Raw genomic sequence first — 17,556 nt, forward strand, 5'->3', positions numbered from 1 at the left:
GATATGACTGTACCAATGTTTTGTGAGAATTCAGCAATTATGAGTTGTACAAACAGGTGAGTGAAGCTTTTATATTGTCAATTAAAGTAGACGTTTACAGTGATTTTAAGCTAAAGTTGTAATGAGTTTGTTTAAGGTTAAGGTATGACTGCAAAATTGTCAAGAAATATAAAAATTCCTCTCAGCAATCTGTGATTTCCGCAGCAATTACACCAAATAGGCAGGCGGGAGTCTTGTTTCAAGATTCTGGAATAGACTACTAATCAATGGTTTTAATCTAAAATCCAAAATCTAAAATCTAAAATTAGTATTACTGGTAACAACACAGTTTTGGACTGACCAGGAAGTACATAAACCTTAAAAATATAAAATAACAAATAAATATTCAAAAGAAAAAATTACTAAAACAGTTAATAAGCATCAATATGCAAAAACCGACGATATCTACAAAACCCATTCGTTCTTTAGAAGATGCAATAGAACAGTGTCAAACGCAGGGTATGCGTGTTAGTCGCCAACGTCGCTATATTCTCGAATTACTTTGGCAAGCAAAAGAGCATCTTTCTGCTAGAGAAATTTATGATCGCCTCAATCAGCAAGGCAAAGCGATCGGTCACACTTCTGTATATCAAAATTTAGAAGCCTTATCTTCCGGTGGCATTATTGAATGTATTGAACACTGTGACGGACGTTTGTATGGTAATATCAGTGACTCACATAGCCATGTTAACTGTTTGGATACAAACCAAATTGTAGATGTTCACATCACATTACCAGAAGATATTATTCGTTTGGTTGAAGAACAAACAGGTGTTAAGGTTACAGATTATAGTATTAATTTTTACGGCTATCGAAATTCGTGAGAACTAATCAGTTATCAGTTATCAGTTATCAAATTAAACTGCTCACTGTTAACTGTTAACTAATTCATCTCCTACCTCCTATCCCAACACTGTCTCATCATCAGCATAATCTTCATACAAATCACCAGACATCACTGGCTTACCTTCTGCACTTTCAATAATATTTTCGACAGCGTTATTATTTAACCAAACAGCTGTTTTTTCATAAGAATTAACATTATTAATATCAGCAGATTTGGATAGCAATTTTTTGATAATTTGAAAATCTTTAATTGAAAAAATTGCACCATTAAGTATGGCAATTTCTTTGTCAGTTTCTTGCAAAACAGCTTGAAATAAGCAGGTATTGGTGAGATTAGTTGAGTGAAGATTTGCGCCTGTGAGGTTAGCACCAGTCAAGTTGGCACTCGCTAGGTTTGCACCTGATAAGTTTGCATCTGTGAGGTTAGCACCAGTCAGATTTGCAGCGGCTAAGTTGGCATCCAGCAAGTTAGCTCCAACTAAATTTGCTCCCATTAAATTAGTATTAGATAAATCTATTTGCCCAAAATTTACACCAGCTAGCATCGCTTGTGATAAATCAGCACCTGATAAGCTGAGATAAGCAAGAGATGTTGATTGTAGACGTGTTGCAAAAGCTGCTGGATGTAAAACTTTTGTCCTAGCAATTAATATCATTAATGCTTGTGAATAAAATTCAGACAAATTTTCTGGATTGCCACAAGGCCAAAAAGTAGATTTGGTTTGTTGGTGACAAGCACAAAGTAATAAAAATACATTCATTCCCACTGCTGCATGAATCTGTTCTACATTCGCAGGGTTTTGCAACGCTTGAAAATAAGCAAAGGCTTTGTGGGCAATACCTTCATCTAACCAACGACCTCGACAATAGATATCCCAAAAAGATAATAGGCGATCGCACAACAATTCAAAAGCAAATTCATGCTGTGGTTCTCGCCGCAAACTCTCAATCACCAGATTTTCCAATTCCGGGGAAACAATTCCAAAACCAAATAAATTGTAAAGCTGCTGAGCAACACTACTAGCAGACTCTAGCACAAAGGTAAATTCACCATAAGCGTTTTGTTGACTTTGGATAAGTAACTTCAGTTGGGCAACAATAGCTTGAGTACAGAGGAATTCTCCTAATTTGGGATGAGAAAATTCAGTTTGGAGGTGAGGGGTGGGGGAGGGGATAAAATAAAAGGCTGGGAGATTGCTGTGATTGGGTTCTAAAGTAATTTGATGGCGTTGAGAGTGTAAGATTTGTAGGGCGATCGCTTGCATGTGTTCAAGTACATCTTGAGGATGACGGTTTTGCAGCAGATTCGCGATCGCGTCTTGTGTGCGGTGGATATAAGTCGAACCTGAACGCAGCAGCATTGTTTTAACGCCACCAGTTTGCGGATATCCTAATAACCATCGACTCAGACGCTGGTGAATTTCCCATAAAAGAGTAGCGCTAGTAGTTGCTTGAGTCTTGGTAGCTAATAGTAATATCTGCTCATCAAGAAGTCCGTCTCGATGCAAAACTCCTAATAAGTAAAGCATCAAAGGTTGACAGACAAGGGCTGCAAGTTCTGGTAGCTTGGATGCAACAGAGAATACTCCTGACTGTTTGAGGAACGTAAAGAAATTTTGAGCAATGGGCAAAGATTGGACTTGCGCCCATAGTTGAAACCATTGTTTCCACTCTTCCTGTTCCCACGGTTGAATACTAATTCGGCACAATGGCAATGGTAGTTCTAGTTCTTGAGTGATCTCCTCTAAAGCTTGTGAAGTACTAGTCAAAACAATTTTATGCCGAGACTGAGACTGCAAGCCAAACAACTGCTGCATCAAAATAATTTTTGCCTGATTACCTTGACTAGCAGGTGGTAGTTCATCTAAACCATCTAACACAAGCAAACAAGGAGGATAATCTTGTTGCAGCCAATCACCAAGGTGGATATAACGATTAAGAGCAAAACCAGAGTTTAAGGTTGCTGCTAAAGTTTTACCGTACTTGACATCCTTGAGGCGAATTAATATCGGCATCCATGCAGGGTAAAATTCTTTTGCTGCAACTGCTGTCCACATTTGGCAAAAACTAGTTTTTCCATAACCGGCTTCTGACTCAATCACAGCAATAGTATCCAAATGAGCCAGTTGTTGTCGCACCCATGTCATTAAATCAATTGGTTCAGCTGTGTTATGTGGTTGCGAATCACTCTCATTGATTGGTAAACCGTTGAGGGGAACATAAATATCCTTGAGAGCAAAGGATTCCATAAATAATGTTTCTGATTGTCTCTGCATTAAACTAGCTCGGTAGAGTTCCCGCAACAAGTCAATTTTGTCACCTACATGTAAGCCAGTCTCTGGATTTTGCAGATGTTTGTCAGTAGAATTAACAGGGCATAAATTTCCTAATCCAACGAATTTTTGTAGTTGCGCTAGAGGTGGTGCGTTTTCGGCTATCACTGCCAGTAAATGCCCAAACAGTGAATTTTGCAAACGTTGCGTGATTAATTTACTTTCTACTTCCTCCACTCCATTAGCTACAAACCAGGCTTTGACAGCATTATCTATTTGTTGTGCCAGTAATGAATCTGCGACTAAACTTAGAGCTTGTTCAGCTTGAGTATCAGTTAATTTACCTGGGCGGAGAGTTTTGAGGAGTCCTTGCAGTTGGCTATCTTGTAGGAGTCGCACAGACATGGAAGCATTATTTTGACTAATCTCCCCGTTTCCTCTTCTACTATCCCAAAGCATTATCTGATTTAACCAAGGTCTTTGTAAGCTTTTTTCTTGAACGAAAACTTGCTGTAAGCCTCGAAGATAGGCTATCTGAAATGCTAGCCATGTGCCTTCGTTACGTTTTAATGGCTTTTTATAAGAAATTGTCCGCAGAAGACTTTCTGTCAACTGAGCAAAGACTGTAATTTCCTGCCACACAGCAGCCAAGGGTAGTTCTAACACTTCTGCCAAGCTACAAATGTCCAAAGGGATGAGGCTTTTTACTTCCATATCCTGAACAATACGGAAGGCGATACTCACCATCTGTCCTGGTGATAATCCACTGATATCAGAGATTTCAATATAATTTTCTGCTAGCCAATGTCGAATACTCAAGCTCATTTAGTTAATCTAATTACACAGTAATTGTCTGTATATGGCAATTATCATCGATCTTTTTCAGTTCAAAAACACATTCATTAAGGATTTTCCTGCCTTCTGACTTGAAAGCAACCTCACCCCCTTCCCCTCTTTGCGGGTTCGCAAAGGGGTGTCCTCTCTTGACGGGGTGAGGTTTTTCATAGCAAAGCTCGTGAAACTAGTTTCATCGTGACTGCCCTGTGCCTTTCTCGTTGAAGTTCCCTGCGGGACGCTACTCTAAGAGAAGCTGCTTTGCGTCTACTGTCTATAAACTTTCTGCTGATACACATCAATAAACGATAGATGAGAGAATTGAGTATTTGGAACGCTTATCTGAATCTAAAATTGCTTCGGTAAAAATAGGGAGAATAAGTGAAGTATCGAAGCTGTTGTCCATTGAATACAAACAGCATCAGAATATAGTTTGGATTATGAGCGATCGCCCTCTAAAATTATTGCTAGTTGACCAAGACCCCATCTTCCGGCTAGGATTACGGGTCGCTCTCGAAGAATTTTCTAACTTGCAAGTAGTATCGGAGGCAGGAACAAATACTGCTGTTTTGCAGATTCTAGCAGAACTTGCCCAACAAGACCTAAAAAGTATAAATTTAGTTGTCTTAGAACTAGGTAATAGTCGCTCTCTCCAAAGCCAGCAAATAGGTTTACAACTGTGTCGGCAAATCAAAACTCAGTATCCAAACTTACCTATTTTATTACTGACTTCTGTGCAAGACCAGGGACTACTGCTGGCAGCCAAATCTGTTGGTATAGACGGTTACTGCCCCAAAGGAACGCCAGTTACCGAATTAGTTGACATTATGCAAGAAGTAGTAGCTGGTCGTTCCTACTGGTATGTCTTCAACGACACAATAGCAGAGGAGTTACCCTCATCTCCCCACCGCCCCACCACCCCATCTCCCCACCGTTTTTTCACTCGGCTATTAGAAAACCTGCGTTTGTCAGGAAATGTCCAAATAGATGCTAATTTAGCGGCAGTAACAGCGAAATTGCAGATTCCTGGACAGCCGATATTAGAACGAGCAATGTTAGCTGGACAGCGACGGGAGTTGTTAGCAGCTCGTTGGTTAATCAATCATTTATTAGCAACATCACAATCCAAGCAAATCAGCGACCAAAGTCAATCTCAAGCTGCTGAGCAATTACCACTACCTGTAGTAAATATCCCTAGCGATCACACTATCACCCCAAACACTCCCTCTCTACTTAGCCCGAGAGCGCTACAAGCCACAATATTTACATCTTGCCTAAATAAACTGCAATTACCCTTGCAAAATGTTACAGATGTGTCTTTAGAAATTGACATCTTGCGTCCAGATAAAAAACGAGAATTACTTTATTTGATTTTGCAAAAAGTTGCTGATATTTTAGATGATCTACGTAATTCCCAAATTACAATTAATCAATTAACTGAAATAAAAAATTCGATTTTACAGGAATTATGGAAGGAAGTTTCAACAGAATTTTTTGGAAAATTTTCTCGGGTAAGATTTGGTAATAATCAGATAGAAATTCTCAATGTAGTATTACAAAGTTCTGGAGTAGTACAAACAGTAATTCTCAGCCAAATTCCCTTAGTTGTTGATTTATTTTCTTACTTATTATTTCAAACAGATTTAATTATTGACAATACTAATTATTCTGCGGGAAGCTTTGAAGCTAATCAACAGGTTGAAATGTTATTAGAAAACTTGTTAATTCAAGTAGGTAATGCTGTCGTCCAGCCTCTACTAAACTATTTAGGAGATATAGAAGATATTAAGCAAAACTTTTATGATCGTAAATTGATTTCCACACGAGAGATTGAACGCTTTAGAAATAGTTTATCTTGGAAATATCGGATAAAAAATTTAGTAACCGAACCGAAAGCTATTTTTGAAAGTCGCTATGACCTATTTGTATTTGCTCCCCGTGGTATTGCCAAAACTTCTATTTATGCTCCTCGTCGTCAAGAATTAGTCGAACTTTCAGGAATTCGTTTATGGGTGACATTGGGACTAGAATTTGGTGATGCGATCGCTCCTCGTTTGCAATCTTTATTATCTTTCTTAGGGAGTGGAGTAGTCTTTGTACTCACACAAATAGTTGGTCGAGGTTTAGGTTTAATTGTTCGTGGTATTTTACAAGGTATTGGTAGTGTTTCGTTCTCAGAAGGAAAAAATAAAAAAAGTTAGTGGTTAGTAGTTAGTGGTTGGTGGTTAGTGGTTAGTGGTTGATAGTTAATTAGCATTGACAAATGACCAATAATCACCAATCACCAATTACCAATTACCAATTATCGACCCCAACGGATAATATAAGTGTTCAAGCGGACATGATATAACTCATATTTCATATTTTCCAATCGCGGCGAAAGTGGAAGAAACTTTCTAAAAAATCTTGCAATTTTGTATTATTTTGTAACCTTTGCTGATGCCACTGTCTAGCAGTTTGTTCCAAAATTTCTGAAAAACTGGGAAAAATTGCAGCTAAATTCGCTATGTGATTGATTTTAATTTTTTGAGCGATCGCTAAAGCAATAATATTAATTAATTCATTTGCTGCTGCTCCCAATACCCCAGTTCCTAAAATTTCTCCATTACGTCGAACAATTAATTTACAAATACCTGTAGTTTCTTCCTGGATTTGAGCTGCTGCCAGTATTTTAAAATACTGCCGTAACACAATGATTTCATTTTCACCATACTGGTGTTTTGCTTGTGCTTCTGTCCAACCAACTTGAGCCAGCATGGGGTGAGAACATACTCCCCAAGGAATGCAATGATAATTTACTTTATTCCAAGGAAAAAATAAAGCATTTTTCAAGGCAATTCTTGCTTCATAATTAGCAATGTGAGGAAATTCATAACCACCGATAACATCACCACAAGCATAAATCTGGTTGTTATTTGTTTGTAGTTTTTCATTGACTACCAAGCGGCGGTGATGCCATTTCACACCCACAGCTGCTAAATTGATGGATTCAATATTTGGCTGCTGGGCAGTAGCTACTAAAATTTCATCAGTTTCAATGGCTTTGTGTCCTGCTTGTAGCCATTTTTTATCTTCAATGAGCCGAACCTGAGTTACTGTTGTGTTTGTAAGGACACGCACACCTTCTGCTTCTAATTGTGCTTGCAGAAGTTGAACTATTTCAGGGTCAGCATGACGGATGATAGAAGGGTGATGAACTATGAGTGTGACATTACAACCCAAGCGCACTAGAGTTTGTGCTACCTCTATGCTTTGGGGAGTACCACCAATAATTACCCAATTCTGGGGGGGTGTAGAACTGCCTAGAGACTGCCAAATTTCTGAGAGAGTAAGAAAACCAGTTTTTTGCAATCCTTCAATCTCTGGAATTACCGGAACTGAACCACTAGCCAACAAATAGGTGCGTGCGCGTAGTAAACGATTATTAACAACAAATACTAAATCGGGTGAGGCTTGAAATTGCCCTTTGCCAATCACAACATCGACGCCTTGAGCTGCTAATACAGCAGGTGAATGAAATTGTTCTAGATTAGAACTTACACCACGAGCGTAGAGCAATGCTTCTGACCATACCACAGGTGTTTGAGATTTTCCTGAAGATATAGCTATAAAAGGGTCTGGCTGGGAAAGTGCCTCTGTTTTTTCCGTTGAGCTATGAATTGTACCGTTAGAGATATTTGTAGGATAAAAAATATCTGGTGGTTTAGAAATACCAATTCCGAGTTGAGCAGCATTACTTACCTGTTCGGCAAGCGTGCCAATTTTACTAAAAACGTGGTGATGAATAAATCTATAATCTGTTTTGGCTTCTACTAAAGCAACTTTAGCTTTGAGCTGGGTTGCCATCAGGGCAGCAAAACGCCCTGCAAGACTGCCACCAATAATTACGACATCGTACTCAAGAGTCATCCGCTAACAGGATTTTAGATTTTGGATTTTTGATTGGTGAGGTACGGGTGGTGTCAATAGCGTCACCACATTGATTACCCTTCCACAGATAAATATCCTCAATCGTCAATAATCAGAAACTTTGAACATTGGACTGTTGACTATGGACTATTGACTAAAGCGATCGCGTCTAATAAACGCTGGTTTTCTGAGGATAAGCGAACAGCAACACGGAAATAGCCATCACCCAATTCAGGGAAACTCAAGCAATCGCGAATTAAAATTCGGTGATGCTTGAGTAGTCGTTGTTGCAATTCAAGACTGGAGTACTGTGATTTCACAAGTAAAAAGTTAGCAGCACTTGGTAAGGGTTGCAAACCTGGAATTTGGTCTAAACCCTTAAATAACTGCTTTCGTGTTGTTTCTAGCCATGTCCAAGTTTGCTTCTGAAAGTCTTGATCAACAACTACAGCAACTGCTGCGGCTTGAGCAAGAATGTTGACAGGCCAGGGGTCGCGCCAAGACTGCCAACGCCGCAAACGATCAGGATGAGCGATCGCGTAACCCAACCGTAGTCCAGGCAGACTATAGAACTTGGTGAGCGATCGCAAAATGACTAAATTGGGATATTTCTCTACTTCTCCAATTATGCTTTGTTGTTGGTCTGGAGGTAGAAAATCCATAAACGCTTCATCCACCACTACCAAAGCGAATTTCTCTAGATAGGGCAGAATGGCTTGTTTTGAGAATAATTTTCCTGTTGGATTATGAGGGTTATTGAGCAGTAGTCCTTTGTCTTTTGTGATTTGTTCTCTGTCAAGAATAGATGACAAATCACTGATCACGAATGACTCTTGATCAATGAGTGAGGCAAGAGGAAAGTCCAGCACTTTAGCGTTGTATGCCGCTAGCGATCGGTAGTAGTCGCCAAAGGCTGGAGTTATGAAAGCTGTTGCGGCTAATTCTGCCAATTCCTTTCCTACCAGAGTTAGTAATTCTGCCGAACCGTTACCCGGCAGAATCCACTCTGGCGGCAGTTGATGAAACTTACCCAGAGCCAGTCTTAGTTCACAATAATCTGGATCTGGATAGTGTCGAAGATTAACCAGTTGTGACTCAATAGCAACTAACGCACTGCTTGGGGGTCCTAACGGGCTGATACTCGCAGAAAAATCAACAATAGCACTGGGGGAACAGCCAGCCAGCGCTGCTGCCCAAGCTAAATTTCCCCCATGTGCCATTTGCCGCATCAAAAAAGATTTCCCTAAAACATCACTAACTAAGATTTTGGGGGTGCAACTTTCTCTCTAAACAGCTTTCCAGCAGAGAAGGCAGGAACCTTTGTGGCAGGAATTTCCATCTTTTCGTTGGTTTTGGGGTTACGCCCTTCGCGGGCTTTGCGTTCCCGCGATTCAAAAGAGCCAAATCCCACCAGGGTCACTTTATCACCAGAGGAAACAGCTTCAATGATAGTTTCCAAAGCCGCAGTTAAAACAGCATCAGCTTGTTTTTTGGTTACGCTAGCCTTCTCAGCTACTGCATCAACTAATTCACCTTTGTTCATGTCAAACTCCTTGAGGTTTATTTGAGATAGTCTACAGATGCCCTTGACGCATCTTTACTTAAAATCTCTGTTTTGAGATTTACAAAAGCCGTCCTTGTGAGTATTTTTGCTTAAAATTCTTGTAACTCTCATAGGCTCGACTTTTCAATGAATCATTCTAAAGTGTTCAAGCCAGAAGTGGATAGATGAAAGCATTAATTTATATGGATTTCAGGATTTTTTATTGTAAAAGAGTAATTGTTTCACTAAAAACACCCCTTTTTTTAGGAAAAAATACCTAGTAAAAGTCCCTATTGCCAGCTTAACAGGGGGTGGGAAGGTGGGGAGAAAACAATTCAAAATTCAAATTTTAGGAAAAGGGTGTGAGGGGTGTGGGAAGTGTGGGGAGTGTGTAGACGCGCTTTGCGCGGCTTGCTGTAAGGGTGGAGTAGGGGGAGAAGGGGAAGACAAGTTTTTAATCTATGCTTATCATCCCTTTACTTTTTTTTCTAATTTTTTATTAACCAGGATTTGGAATTATTAATTATCTTGTTGAACAGAATAATAACTTTGTTATAAGTTATGTAAACTTTTCGATCTCTATTAGAACAATATGAGAGAGTAAGAACCCCTACCTTTTGCTTTTAAGGAAGGGATGAAGCCCGATTCGCAGAACTTTAGAAGGCGCGTTTCTCTACTTTTCGCGTTCAATGATTACTAATAAATCACCTATTTCACAATCGAGCGCTAGGCAAATTTTCTCCAAGGTATCAAGTGGGATAGATTTTGCTTTGCCATATTCAATTTTTTGAATATTTGCAAGCGACATCTCTAGCTCTCGCGCTAACGCATTTTGAGACAAGCCTTTGTCTTCTCTTAGCTGTTTTAGTCTGACCTCCACAGGCATAACTTAACCACCTACTAATAGTACAACTAACTAATAGTAGTCTATCTATGAAATATAAAATATGAGAAGTTAACTAAAAGCTTGCTAATTTTTAGTTAACTATCTATTGATTAGATATCTAAAAGCATGTAATAATAAACATAGAGAAAGCGGTCCCAACCAACCAAAGTAGAAACCGCTTCTCTATCCTTTTTATCAAAGGCTTCATCAATTATGACACAACCCATCTTTTGTCCAACACCCACCAGAGGATTGCTGAATTTGGTTTATGCTCGTCAAATTCAGTTTCGTAAACTTCATAAAAATAATCAACGGCGATTTGCCTGTCGTATTACTTGGAGCAACGGCGACAAAGATATCTTTGTAGCAAATGATGCTCAAGCGATCGCCCAAAAACTTCGACAAATTACATAACACAGCAGTTTTCTCGCTCCCATGTTTTGCGTGGGAGTGGGGAGGTGGGGAGGTGGGGAGGTGGGGAGATGGGGAGATGGGGAGATAAATTAAGTGTTTAGTATTAAGGAATGAGTAAAGATTTATTTTGCTAATTATTTAAGTGTGCAAATCTTTACAATCAGAAGACCCTATAATTCTATTATTTAATTTCTCTTATCTTCACTTTTTGTCTTAATAACCCATAAAGATGAGTGATTAATAAGATTTACTAATTTGCCTAGAATCTGGTCATAAGTTCGATAAAGCTCTCTTGCTGCTTCAATATCTAGATAGTTGCACTTAACTGCAAATTCTATCCAGATTTGCGTTTCAGCGGCTTCTGCTTCTGAGTCACTTAATTTAGAAATGAAAGCTGCTTCATAACGACGTTTGCGCCAAGCCTCAGCTAAATTAGCACATACAGAACGCGACGAACGGCGCATTTGATCTGTCAAAGAATACTTTTCCTCAACGGGAAATTTTTTTGACCTATCAAAAAGCTCCATTGCAGCATCAAAAGACATTTGAAAGACTTCCAAATCCCTATGATTCTTAATTCCATCTTTCCCCATTTCTATATCTCCTCACGCTCCAATATTTATTCATGTTTAATCGTAGGGATGTTAAGCTTCAAACAATTTGGAAGTAAAATCCACCCCACCTCCGCATCTCCCCACCTATCTACTACTTCGGAACCTGCAACCCCCGACGCTCAAGTATTTGCCGCACCTCTGGACTAGGAGTATAGCTATAGCCATAAGATGATTTCTCAGAATCATCCATAATTTGAGGTGTAAGTAATACAACCACCTCATTGCGCTGATTTTGTTTGTTTGTACTTCTAAAAAGTGAACCAATTAAGGGAATATCGCCCAAGATGGGAATTTTGGAGACAGTTGTCCTGTCTGTGTCTTGAATGATGCCACTGAGAATTAAGGTCTGCCCGTCACGCAGGCGAATTAAACCGGAATTAAGCGACCTTTGAGAAACTAAGAATATTTGCTGGCTACCCGTACCTAAATTAAGGTTAGTAGCAGCTTGAGGTGCTTTGACAGTTGGAGCCACTGAGAGAGAGACAAAACCATTGTCATCAATGCGATCAACTTTGACAGCTAGGGTTAAACCCACATCTTCTTTCTCTGCTGTAACTGTTTGTGTAGAACTGCCATCACCTCGTGTGATTTCGTTCTTAATATTTCCCACTACTTGCTGAGTCAAGTTAACATTAGCTGTTTGACCTTCTTGCACAATTAAAGTCGGGTCAGTCAAAATTTTGGCGTTGCCACTTTGCACCTGAGATTGCAAACTGAGGAGAAAACGTTTGGGGAACTGGTACAAAGAAGGCAGAGCAGATGTTACTGTTCCTGTACTGCCGGGGGAAACACTGATTGTACCCTCCGCATCAATAGTAATTACATCATTTGTACCACGGTTAACGTTAGTGATACCTGGTTGCAATGGGTTGGTTGAAGATGGTGGGATTGGTTGATATGTCGTAGCATCTCTGTTAGGTAGTACTGTTGCAGAACCAGGTTGGACAGTGACTCCACCAACTGTGATGGGATTTGAAGATTGGTTAACTATTGTTGTACCCGAACCTCCGCCTGGAATAATTAACTCGTTATTTACATCCAAGAAGGGTGTTCCTGTAATGGGGTTGCTAATTACAGGGGTACTACTCACACTAGTTCTTGCTTCCGCACTGCTAGCTGGTCTAGAACCACCAAAATTTAAAGCTGCTGCACCGCCGTCATTGACGAAAAAGTTATTGCCAATACCAAAAGAAAAACTGGTGTTAACGTCCTTGGTATTCAAAAGGTTAACGTCGATAATTTTGACATTAACTGCTACTTGCCGGCGACGGATATCTAACTGAGTAAGTTGAGCCATAGCCATCTCAACCAATCTTGGTGGCCCAATCAAAGTCAAAGAATTTGTGCGTTCATCTCCAAGTGCCTGTAAACCCCGGAGTAAAGGTTTAGAATCCTGAAAATCTATGCGTTGAGTTTCAACTCTTGTTTCTGTAGTTGTCTGAGTTTGAGTAATCGGAGCAGCTCCAGCAGCCACAGGAACAGCACTGACATTAGTGACTTGGCGTTCGCGGTTAACGGCACTTTCTGCACCTAAGGAGACCAAAAAGTTGAGAGCAGTCCCCACTGTTACTTGATTCAGTCGCAGGTTCCGCATGACTACATCACGAGTAGAATTGGGTAGCCTCGGCCCGACAAAAACTGTGCGACCACTACGGTTTGCTTCCAAACCACTCAGACGCAAGACATAGTTGAACACATCCTGTACAGGTTCGTTTTCTATATCCAAAGAAATTGTCTGTCCAGCAGTTTGTCCCCCTTGTCCCCCCTGTCCTCCTGTTGCTTCTGCTCCTGTATAAGCCAAATTCAAACCAGCAGCACGAGCCAGCAATGATAATACTTCCCTGACTGGTGCATCTCGCAGCACAAGCCGGGGTACACGTTCTTGAGTTCCCAAGTCAACGCTGCTGGGAGAAGCATCAATATTAGAAATGGCAATATCTCCTACTGGCGGTGCAACAGCTCTAGGTAAGAAAGGCGGGGCTTGGGTTTGACCTTGTCCTGGCCCGGCTGTTTGTGCTGGTGTGCCGTCAATACTGCTGACTTGTGGGTTGGGAACAACAGGCGGAACAGATGGACTGGGGTTAGGAGTCGGTGCTTGGGGAGGTGTTGGTGCTGATACTGTGGTTCCTGCACTGGAAGTTAAGCCAAGAGTAATATTGTTTGTTCCACGCATCAAAGGCTGAGTATTGGGAGCGCTGTCAGTACCAATTGCCAATACTCTGATGCTATTGGTATCTAGTTGAGTCACCTCAATTGAGGCAATTCCTGGAACGGGATTATCTTTGCGGAAACTATTGCCTTTGGGTAAACGTAGTTGAGTATTAATAATATCTGCAACTAAAGTTTTACCCCTCTGCGTCGTAAAAATTTGTGGTCGAGAGCCAGAAGAAGTTTTTAAAACAACATTCACTCCGCCATTAACATTTTTTAGCTGCACATCTGTAATTTGAGTAACCTGTGCTTTAACTGGTTGAGTAGCTAAAAAAACTATTGTGGTAGCACCTAATATTAAATCTAAACCTTTACCGTGAAGCTGTCTCACAGTTCATCCCTCACATTTCACCAAAATTTTTGACTATTTTTGCAACCAATTTCTTGGTATTTATACGTAAGTGCGGTCGCTGTTAATTGTGTTTATAGTTTGTATATTTCCCAAAAATTCTGCTGAAATATCACAGTGTCACTAAATTAATTTGAGGGGAGTGGGGACACGAGGGACAAGGAAGACACGGGAGACAAGGGGGACATGTTTGTCAAAATTTTTTCTTATGTTCCTGATCTCCCTAATCTGCCTCGTCTTTTGGTTACTCACCAATAATCCATTTATTTGGATTTTTAATCATGTTTATTAGACCGCTTAAAACTTGATTGTAAGTAGCGTATAGCTCTCTCCCTTGTAATACATCTAAGTAGTCACATTTGACAGCAAACTTAATCCATACTTGAGTTTCAGCAGCTTCAGCCTCGCAGTCATTTAATTTAGCAATGGAAGCAGCTTTATACCTGCGCTTTCTCCAAGCTTCTGCTAAATTGGCGCATACAGAACGTGATGAACGGCGAATTTGATCTATCAAAGCGTATTTTTCTTCTTGAGGAAACTTTTTTGACAGTTCAAAAATTTTCATAGCAGTATTGAATGCCAATTTAAATACCGCTAAATCTTCATGACTCTTAAAAGACTCCTTTCCCCTATTTCTTCGCTACTGCTTGAATCGCTGCAATATCTTCTGGAGAAAGTGGCATCAGCGCCTGTAATTGAAAAGATGTAGAAATAGGTGCTGGTCCTATCCGCACTAGCGTTTTGCCTGGTTCTGAAGCTGGTTGGGGAGCTAAGGTAGATTGATAGTCTTTCACTATCAATAAAGGCTGCAAACGCTCAATATTGCGGAGTATTGATTGCGTTTGCTCATAAGTTCCGATAATTTCCACATTCACACTTCTACGCTTCAGCTTGCCGTCTACCTGTTGTCCTAACGAACCATCGTTAATTGGTTCCGCTTTATCTGAAACTGGTACAAATTTCCTCAGTTCGGCTCTGGTAGTATTGATGGCAACTGTGGCGTTGTTAGACTCAACTAAACGATTTAAGTCCAGCAGTAAGGTATCTAAGGTTTTCTCATTGGCAAACAAACCTAAAACTTGAGTTTGTTGCTGTTTAGCGTCTGCTAGTTCCTGTTTGACTTTATCCATCTGTTTGATGGTGGCTTTCTTTTGGTCAACTTGTCCTTGCAATTCACCTTGTTTAGCTTGGTTTTGTCCAAAAGTTTCCCAAGCTGGCATCACTAAGTTGAACAACATGTAAAGCGCACCAGCAAATCCCAATACCCCTATTAAGATGCCTATGACTTTGGGTGTAAAGCTAATACCAAAGACAACGGGGTAGGCTGATGCAGCCTCTAGTGATTCCCCATCTCCCACAAAATTAATATCTTGACTCAGCGTCATTTTTGAATGACTCCTGTTTTTTGCAAACTGCGAATACGTGCGACTAATCCCACTGTGCCTTTTTGTTCTAATTCTCGAATTAACTCTGAAGCTGGAATATCGCTGAGAGTGGTTTGAATAGTGTATCTGGCTACTTTCGGTGGTTTAATGACTACACCTGTTTGAGTACCAGGATTTTTTACTGGCGCATCTACTAGTTCTGTGGAAATAATTTTGACTTCACTAGCTTTAAAGAAACGAGATTGTTGCAAACTAAGCAAAAAATCGTTGACATCATTGAAAGAGCGAGCTATACCAGTAATTTCTACTCCTCCGGCGGGATTTGGTGGTGGCTGTCCCTCGGCTGCGGCAGCAGGTGCTATTTGCTTGACATTTTCTATTTGTACTGTAGCTGGAATGCGATCGCGCAAATCTTGTAACATTGCAGACCAAGGACGAATCTGATCAAACACAGCCACTAAAGATTGAGTTTCCCCCTTAACTTTATTGGTTTCTTCCTTAATCTTGTTAATACTACCGATTTGGGCATCTAAGCTTTTACTCTCCTCTTCCAGTTGTGCAATTACTTGCTCCAACTCAGCATTTTTTGCTTGCAAAAGCCACCAACCAGTTGCTACAAAAGCTGGAAAAATAACACCAATTGCCACTCCAATAAACACAGGTGCTAAATTACCTGTATTCATCGGTACTTTGACCTTTTTTTCAGTATTTTTCTGAAAATTTGGGCGATCCTTAAGAAAATTAATATCTAAACTGTACATTTTTCGTCATTTGTAATTGGTTAGTAGATAGTGGTTAGTGGTTAGTCGTTGGTGGTTAGTGTTAATGGCTTACTACTCCACCCTTACGGGAAGCCCTTCGGGTAGCTCCCTCCGGGACGCTACTCTTACGAGAAGCCGCTAGCGCGTCTACGCGAACGCAGTCGCTCATGGGGGAAACCCCCTGCGTAAGAGTCGCTGTCTCACCGCTTGCGCGTCTACATACCCCTCATACCCCTCACATCCCCCACACTCCCCACACCTCTCACACCTCCCGCATCCCAAGCCCCAGCACAATCCCCAACCCAGGACGTTGCACAGTTGGAAACTTTTCTTCCTCAACTTGCAAGGATAAAGATCCAATGGGGTCTACTTGAGAGGTCGGCAAACTCAATCGTTGCGTGAAGAACTCATCCAACTGGGCCAGTCCTCCACCTGATCCTGACAAGAAAATCTGCGCTACCTCTAAGTTTTCACTTTGGTTGAGATAAAAATCGATGGAACGGCGTAGTTCATCTGTCAGTTCTCCCAACACCCGCATCATTGCTGCTATACCAGGATTAGCCTCGGTGACACCTGTTTTTGCACCTTCCATAGTATTTAGAGGAATAGTCATCCCCTGCAACAATTCCATATCTCGTGACGCAGGTAAACTCATTGCTCTGGCCAGTGCCATTTGCATTTGATAAGTCCCCAAGGGGACTGTCCGTGAAAATTGCGGTACTCCGTTAACGATGATGGCAATTTCTGTACTGTCGAATTCTATATCGACTAAAACTGCTGCTTCTTGTGGCCCGTATTGCCGCAACTGATCACGAATTGTCCGAATCAGTGCAAAAGAATTGATTTCTAAGACATCAATTTGTAATCCTGCCTGCTCGAATGTATTTATGTAGGTATCAGTAATTTCCTTGCGAGTTGCAACCAGCAGCACTTGTACTTTTTCAATCCCATCCTCATCTATAAAGTACCCAAGTTTTTGATAATCTACATCAGCTTCTTCACGAGGATAGGGTAAATATAAGCTTGCTTCATGGTGTAACACCATCTCGCGTAGTTCTTTATCATCTAATTCTGATGGAACAGGTATAAGGCGTACAATTGAATCTCGTCCCGTGACAGCAGTGGCAACGCGAGAAGCTTTGATTTTACTCTCTGTGAGTGCCTGCTGAATGATTTGTGCCATTGCTGGAGGATCAGCAATTTGACCATCAACAAAAACACCTTCTGGAACCGGTACTGATGTTAAAGCGTCTAGTTTCAGACCTTGGCGTTGTTTGCGTAAACGAGCGACCTTGACGCATTGTGGCGCAAGTTCGATGCCAACTCCGCCCTTAGATTTGCTAAACAGATTATTGATGCTTTTAACCACTGTTGTGTCCGCATGAATGCTAAATTGAAAAATTTAAATGTTATTTGTCCTCTGTACATTTGTCATTTGTTGATTGTTAGTTATTAGCTACTTACCACTAACTACTAACCAATAACCATTGAC

Annotated in this window: 13 protein-coding genes and 1 pseudogene; 3 read left to right on the top strand and 11 right to left on the bottom strand. The window is 40.6% G+C overall.

Annotated elements, in window-relative coordinates; translation table 11 throughout:
• Window positions 1–425 precede the first annotated feature (425 nt).
• Entirely contained in the window at window positions 426–863 is a 438-nt protein-coding gene (locus tag RS893_RS11760) for a Fur family transcriptional regulator (RefSeq protein ID WP_315791323.1), read from the top strand.
• Window positions 864–941: 78 nt separating this feature from the next.
• On the opposite strand, the gene RS893_RS11765 is transcribed toward RS893_RS11760, so the two are convergent.
• Entirely contained in the window at window positions 942–3,983 is a 3,042-nt protein-coding gene (locus RS893_RS11765) for a pentapeptide repeat-containing protein (protein WP_315791324.1), read from the bottom strand.
• Window positions 3,984–4,432: 449 nt separating this feature from the next.
• Here RS893_RS11765 and RS893_RS11770 point away from each other — a divergent pair, with 449 nt between their 5' ends.
• Window positions 4,433–6,193 (top strand): DUF3685 domain-containing protein, encoded by a 1,761-nt coding sequence (locus tag RS893_RS11770; RefSeq protein WP_315791946.1) that lies wholly within the window; start codon window positions 4,433–4,435, stop codon window positions 6,191–6,193.
• A 157-nt stretch (window positions 6,194–6,350) separates the two neighbouring features.
• On the opposite strand, the gene RS893_RS11775 is transcribed toward RS893_RS11770, so the two are convergent.
• The 4 genes from RS893_RS11775 to RS893_RS11790 all read right to left on the bottom strand — a co-directional run bounded on the left by RS893_RS11775 (window position 6,351) and on the right by RS893_RS11790 (window position 10,330).
• Window positions 6,351–7,901: an NAD(P)/FAD-dependent oxidoreductase gene (locus tag RS893_RS11775; RefSeq protein WP_315791325.1), complete on the bottom strand. Its 1,551-nt coding sequence runs from the start codon at window positions 7,899–7,901 to the stop codon at window positions 6,351–6,353.
• Between the two features lie 140 nt (window positions 7,902–8,041).
• Window positions 8,042–9,130 carry a threonine-phosphate decarboxylase CobD gene (gene cobD, locus RS893_RS11780; protein ID WP_315791947.1) on the bottom strand — a complete coding sequence of 363 codons (1,089 nt, stop codon included), beginning with the start codon at window positions 9,128–9,130 and terminating at the stop codon, window positions 8,042–8,044.
• A gap of 29 nt (window positions 9,131–9,159) precedes the next feature.
• On the bottom strand, window positions 9,160–9,444 hold the full coding sequence (locus RS893_RS11785; protein WP_009457351.1) for an HU family DNA-binding protein: 285 nt from the start codon (window positions 9,442–9,444) through the stop codon (window positions 9,160–9,162).
• 673 nt (window positions 9,445–10,117) lie between these two features.
• Window positions 10,118–10,330, bottom strand: a complete 213-nt coding sequence (locus tag RS893_RS11790) for a helix-turn-helix domain-containing protein (protein ID WP_315791326.1) — start codon at window positions 10,328–10,330, stop codon at window positions 10,118–10,120.
• Window positions 10,331–10,543: 213 nt separating this feature from the next.
• On the opposite strand from RS893_RS11790, the gene RS893_RS11795 reads away from it, so the two are divergent.
• Complete coding sequence (locus RS893_RS11795; RefSeq protein WP_315791327.1) at window positions 10,544–10,744, top strand: hypothetical protein; 201 nt, start codon at window positions 10,544–10,546, stop codon at window positions 10,742–10,744.
• A 185-nt stretch (window positions 10,745–10,929) separates the two neighbouring features.
• Here RS893_RS11795 and RS893_RS11800 read toward each other — a convergent pair whose 3' ends face one another.
• The 6 genes and pseudogenes from RS893_RS11800 to RS893_RS11825 all read right to left on the bottom strand — a co-directional run bounded on the left by RS893_RS11800 (window position 10,930) and on the right by RS893_RS11825 (window position 17,433).
• Window positions 10,930–11,337 carry a four helix bundle protein gene (locus tag RS893_RS11800; RefSeq protein WP_315791328.1) on the bottom strand — a complete coding sequence of 136 codons (408 nt, stop codon included), beginning with the start codon at window positions 11,335–11,337 and terminating at the stop codon, window positions 10,930–10,932.
• Window positions 11,338–11,449: 112 nt separating this feature from the next.
• Window positions 11,450–13,900 (bottom strand): AMIN domain-containing protein, encoded by a 2,451-nt coding sequence (locus RS893_RS11805; RefSeq protein WP_315791329.1) that lies wholly within the window; start codon window positions 13,898–13,900, stop codon window positions 11,450–11,452.
• 262 nt (window positions 13,901–14,162) lie between these two features.
• A pseudogene (locus RS893_RS11810) lies at window positions 14,163–14,543 on the bottom strand (four helix bundle protein); the annotation flags it as partial.
• Between the two features lie 4 nt (window positions 14,544–14,547).
• Window positions 14,548–15,303 carry a pilus assembly protein PilO gene (locus tag RS893_RS11815; protein ID WP_315791330.1) on the bottom strand — a complete coding sequence of 252 codons (756 nt, stop codon included), beginning with the start codon at window positions 15,301–15,303 and terminating at the stop codon, window positions 14,548–14,550.
• Entirely contained in the window at window positions 15,300–16,064 is a 765-nt protein-coding gene (locus RS893_RS11820) for a PilN domain-containing protein (protein WP_315791331.1), read from the bottom strand. The genes RS893_RS11815 and RS893_RS11820 overlap by 4 nt, the downstream gene beginning before the upstream one ends.
• Window positions 16,065–16,326: 262 nt before the next feature.
• A complete protein-coding gene (locus RS893_RS11825; RefSeq protein ID WP_315791332.1) occupies window positions 16,327–17,433 on the bottom strand; it encodes a pilus assembly protein PilM in 1,107 nt (368 codons plus the stop codon).
• Window positions 17,434–17,556 lie beyond the last annotated feature (123 nt).

The sequence above is a fragment of the Fischerella sp. JS2 genome (assembly GCF_032393985.1).
Lineage (GTDB): Bacteria > Cyanobacteriota > Cyanobacteriia > Cyanobacteriales > Nostocaceae > Fischerella.